The organism is Kitasatospora sp. NPDC057500, assembly GCF_042802195.1.
Taxonomy (GTDB): Bacteria; Actinomycetota; Actinomycetes; order Streptomycetales; family Streptomycetaceae; genus Kitasatospora.
In genome coordinates this window covers 1-4,473 of sequence record NZ_JBHVER010000356.1, presented here as the reverse complement: position 1 = coordinate 4,473, position 4,473 = coordinate 1, and the positions used below count along the sequence as shown (strand labels likewise).

4 protein-coding genes are annotated in these 4,473 nt (G+C 73.4%); 1 reads left to right on the top strand and 3 read right to left on the bottom strand.

What is annotated here, in order from left to right; genetic code table 11:
* Positions 1-27: 27 nt before the first annotated feature.
* From ACFU74_RS36260 to ACFU74_RS36250, 3 genes are all read right to left on the bottom strand, one after another.
* Positions 28-1,635, bottom strand: a complete 1,608-nt coding sequence (locus tag ACFU74_RS36260) for a beta-N-acetylhexosaminidase (protein ID WP_380764392.1) — start codon at positions 1,633-1,635, stop codon at positions 28-30.
* A gap of 90 nt (positions 1,636-1,725) precedes the next feature.
* Positions 1,726-2,004, bottom strand: coding sequence for a DUF3039 domain-containing protein (locus tag ACFU74_RS36255; RefSeq protein WP_344325167.1), 279 nt, complete (start codon positions 2,002-2,004; stop codon positions 1,726-1,728).
* A gap of 91 nt (positions 2,005-2,095) precedes the next feature.
* Entirely contained in the window at positions 2,096-2,680 is a 585-nt protein-coding gene (locus ACFU74_RS36250) for a YqgE/AlgH family protein (protein WP_380764391.1), read from the bottom strand.
* 330 nt (positions 2,681-3,010) lie between these two features.
* Here ACFU74_RS36250 and murA point away from each other — a divergent pair, with 330 nt between their 5' ends.
* A complete protein-coding gene (murA, locus tag ACFU74_RS36245; protein WP_380764390.1) occupies positions 3,011-4,363 on the top strand; it encodes a UDP-N-acetylglucosamine 1-carboxyvinyltransferase in 1,353 nt (450 codons plus the stop codon).
* Positions 4,364-4,473 lie beyond the last annotated feature (110 nt).

Sequence of the window (4,473 nt, the reverse complement as noted above, 5' to 3'; positions counted from 1 at the left end):
GTCACCGGACGTCCTCCCGCCACGCCGTCAGACCACCGGCGGCGGCCCGTCGATCGGCCGGCCCTGCACACCGGGCCAGGTCTGCCACGGGTGCGGACCGGCGGCCGGGCGGTACTCCACGCCGAGCGCGTCCAGCACCTCCAGGTGGGCCGCCATCCGGCGCTCGAAGCCCGCGAAGTCGCGCGCGGCCGGGTCGGCGGGCAGCGCCGACCAGGCGACCTCGGCGAAGGCCGCGAGCCGCGGGAAGGCCCGGTAGTCGATGTCCCGGGCGCTGTGCATGAACTCGCTCCACAGGTTCGCCTGGGTGCCGATCACCCGGCGGGCGGCGGCCTCGTCGAGCTGGGGCGGCACCGGCTCGAAGCGGTAGACGTCCTCCAGCGTGCGCACGAATCCGACCGGGATCGGCTCGTCCTCGCCCGGCGCCTGCCGGTGGTCGAAGTAGACCTGCTGCTCCGGGCACATCACCACGTCGTGCCCGGCCTGCGCCGCGGCGATCCCGCCGCCGTAGCCGCGCCAGGACGACACGGCGGCGCCGGGGGCCAGGCCGCCCTCCAGGATCTCGTCCCAGCCGATCAGCCGCCGGCCGCGCTCGGCCAGCCAGGTGTCGAAGTGCCGGATGATGTGGCTCTGCAGCTCGTCCTCGTTGGACAGGCCCAGCTCGCGGATCCGCGCCTGTGCGAAGGCGCTCTCCTTCCACTGCTCCTTGGGGACCTCGTCGCCGCCGAGGTGGATGAACTCGGAGGGGAAGACCTCCAGGACCTCCTCCAGCACCCCCTCGAAGAACCGCAGGGTGGCCTCGGAGGGGTTGAGCACGTTGTGGCTGACGCCCCAGTCCGTCCACACGCCGAGCGCCGAGGTGTCCACCACGTCGGTGTTGCCCAGCTCGGGGTAGGCGGCCACGACGGCCTGGGTGTGGCCCGGCAGCTCGATCTCGGGCACCACCGTGATGCCCCGCTCGGCCGCGTAGGCGACGATCTCGCGCAGGTCGGCCTGGGTGTAGAAGCCGCCGTGCGGGCGGTCGTCACGGCGCTGGCCGGCCCGGTAGCCGACCATCGAGCGCTCGCGCCAGGCGCCCTTCCCGGTGAGCTCCGGGTAGCGCTTGATCTCCACCCGCCAGCCCTGGTCGTCGGTCAGGTGCAGGTGCAGCACGTTGAGCTTGTGCGCGGAGAGCTGGTCGACGAAGCGCAGCACGTCGGCCTTGGGCAGGAAGTGGCGGGCGACGTCCAGCAGCGCACCGCGCCAGCCGAACCGGGGCGCGTCCTCGATGTCCACGCCGGGCAGCACCCACTCGGAGCGCAGCGGGGCGCGCCGGTAGGCGTCCGGGCCGAGCAGCCGGCGCAGCGTCTGGGCACCCCAGAGCGCGCCGGCCGGCCCGCCGGCGGTGACCACGGCGTGGCCGGGGCGCACCGAGAGCCGGTACGCCTCGGCGGCCAGCGTGTCGTCGTGGACCAGTTCGACGCCTTCACCGGGCCGGCCGGGGGCGAGTGGCAGGCCGGTGGCGGCGGTCAACGAGGAACGCAGCCACCGTTCGGCCCCGGCCAGCTCCGGCGGCGCGGTCAGGGTGGTCGTCCGGTCGAGCGGGAAGTCCTGGTCCGGGAGGCGGACGGAACTCACGGGGGCGGGAATGAGGTCCATTGCGCCATCCTCCCCCCGCCCGGACGACCGGCATAGACCACCCGGCAATCGCGGTGCTATGCAAAACGGCGGTGCGGAGAACGGAACGGGCTACTTGCCCTTGTCGTCGCCGCCCTGCGGCTTGCCGATGCCGTCGTAGATCTCCTTGCACATCGGGCAGACCGGGTACTTCTTCGGGTCGCGCCCGGGCACCCACACCTTGCCGCAGAGCGCCACCACGGGGGATCCGGAGAGGGCGCTCTCCATGATCTTGTCCTTCTGGACGTAGTGCGCGAAGCGCTCGTGGTCGCCGTCCCCGTGGGACACCTGCGGGACGGGCTCGACCAGGGTGCCGGTGCCGAGGCCGCGCTCGGGCTCAAGAGTGCTCATGGGTGCCAAGTCTATGGGCGCCCCGCGAAACCGGGCCAGTGTCGCGGCGGCCGGCCCGTGACGCGGCGGCGCGGGCCGCGCCGGGCGCCCCTCAGTTGAGCGTCGGGTCGTCCGGGTAGCTCGCCAGCAGGGCCAGCGGACCGCGCTGGCGGCGCAGCACCGAGCGCCACAGCCGCTCCGGCTCGGGGCTGGAGACGTCCCCCGGCTCGCAGTCCACCAGGTACCAGGCGCCGCTGGAGATCTCCGACTCCAGCTGCCCCGGCGCCCAGCCCGCGTACCCGGCGAAGATCCGCAGCGCGCCGAGCTCGCCGGCCAGCACCTCGGGCGGCGCCTCCAGGTCCACCAGGCCGATCGCGCCGTGCACCCGCCGCCAGCCGAGCGGCTCCCCGGTGCCCGGCTCCCCCGGCGCCACCGCCAGGCCGAGCGCCGAGTCCAGGGCCACCGGCCCGCCCTGGAACACCACCGCGGGCCGGCCGACCAGCACGCCCCAGCCGTCCAGCACGCTGCCGACCTCGACCGGGGTCGGCCGGTTCAGCACCACGCCGAGCGCCCCCTCGGCGTCGTGGTCGAGGAGGAGCACCACCGCCCGGGCGAAGTTCGGGTCGGTGAGCACGGGTGTCGCGACGAGCAGACGGCCGGTGTGGGACCGGCCTCCGTGCGAATGGGCCGCCGTCATGTCCACATGATCCCGCAGAACCCCCCGCGGCGGACACCCGAAAACCGGCGGGCGGCCCGCCGGGCCCGGTCCGCCGCGCCCGGGCGGCGCTCCGTCCGCGAACACCCGTACGGACGCACCGGCGCGCGCCGCGGGGCCCGGGGAGAGCACCATCACGGGAGAGGCTCACGGGAACCACCGGCACGACCACTACCATCTACTGATGGTGGACGCCCGTCCACGGTGCCGATTCGGTCACGCCGGGGGCCCGACGCGCCCGTGCAACCGTTCCACCGCATGGCTCGTCGCCGAGCCCCACCCACCCCTCTGGCACCCCGGATTGCGAGAACGATGACCGACGACGTCCTGCTGGTCCACGGCGGAAACCCGCTGGAAGGCGAGATCCGCGTCCGCGGTGCGAAGAACCTGGTCCCCAAGGCCATGGTCGCCGCCCTGCTCGGACAGGGTCCCAGCAGACTGCGCAACGTCCCGGACATCCGTGACGTCAAGGTGGTCCGCGGGCTGCTCCAGCTGCACGGCGTGACCGTGCGCACCGGCGACGAGGACGGCGAGCTGATCCTCGACCCCTCGCACGTGGAGAGCGCCAACGTCGCCGACATCGACGCGCACGCCGGCTCCTCGCGCATCCCGATCCTGTTCTGCGGCCCGCTGCTGCACCGCCTCGGCCACGCCTTCATCCCGGGCCTGGGCGGCTGCGACATCGGCGGCCGGCCGGTCGACTTCCACTTCGAGGTGCTGCGCCAGTTCGGCGCCACCATCGAGAAGCACCCGCAGGGCACCTACCTGGTGGCCCAGCAGCGCCTGCGCGGCACCCGGATCGAGCTGCCCTACCCCTCGGTCGGCGCGACCGAGCAGGTGCTGCTCACCGCGGTGCTCGCCGAGGGCGTCACCGAGCTGCGCAACGCCGCCATCGAGCCGGAGATCGTCGACCTCATCTGCGTGCTGCAGAAGATGGGTGCGATCATCACCCTGGGCACCGACCGCACCATCCTGATCACCGGTGTCGACGAGCTGGACGGCTACACCCACCGCGCGCTGCCGGACCGCCTGGAGTCGGCCTCCTGGGCCTGCGCGGCGCTGGCCACCAAGGGCGACATCTACGTCCGCGGCGCCCGCCAGCTGGAGATGATGACCTTCCTCAACACCTTCCGGAAGGTCGGCGGCGCCTTCGAGGTCGACGACGAGGGCATCCGGTTCTGGCACCCGGGCGGCGAGCTCAAGGCGATCGCCCTGGAGACCGACGTGCACCCCGGCTTCCAGACCGACTGGCAGCAGCCGCTGGTGGTCGCGCTGACCCAGGCGACCGGCCTGTCCATCGTGCACGAGACGGTGTACGAGTCCCGGCTGGGCTTCACCGGCGCGCTGAACCAGATGGGCGCCCACATCCAGCTCTACCGCGAGTGCCTGGGCGCGACCCCGTGCCGCTTCGGCGCCCGCAACTTCCTGCACTCCGCGGTGGTCTCCGGCCCGTCCAAGCTGATCGGCTCCGAGCTGGTCATCCCGGACCTGCGCGGCGGCTTCTCGTACCTGATCGCGGCGCTGGCGGCCGAGGGCACCTCGACCGTCCACGGCATCGACCTGATCAACCGGGGCTACGAGAACTTCATGGACAAGCTGCGCGACCTCGGCGCCCACGTCGAGCTGCCCAGCGGGCGGACCGACGAGGAGCTGGTCAACGCCTGACCGGCGCCCCCGCCAACGGCGGGAGGCCGGGTCCCCACGACCGGGACCCCGCCTCCCGGGCGTTCACGGGGTGGTTCCGGCGCCCGTGGCGGCTTCCTTCAGCGTGGTGA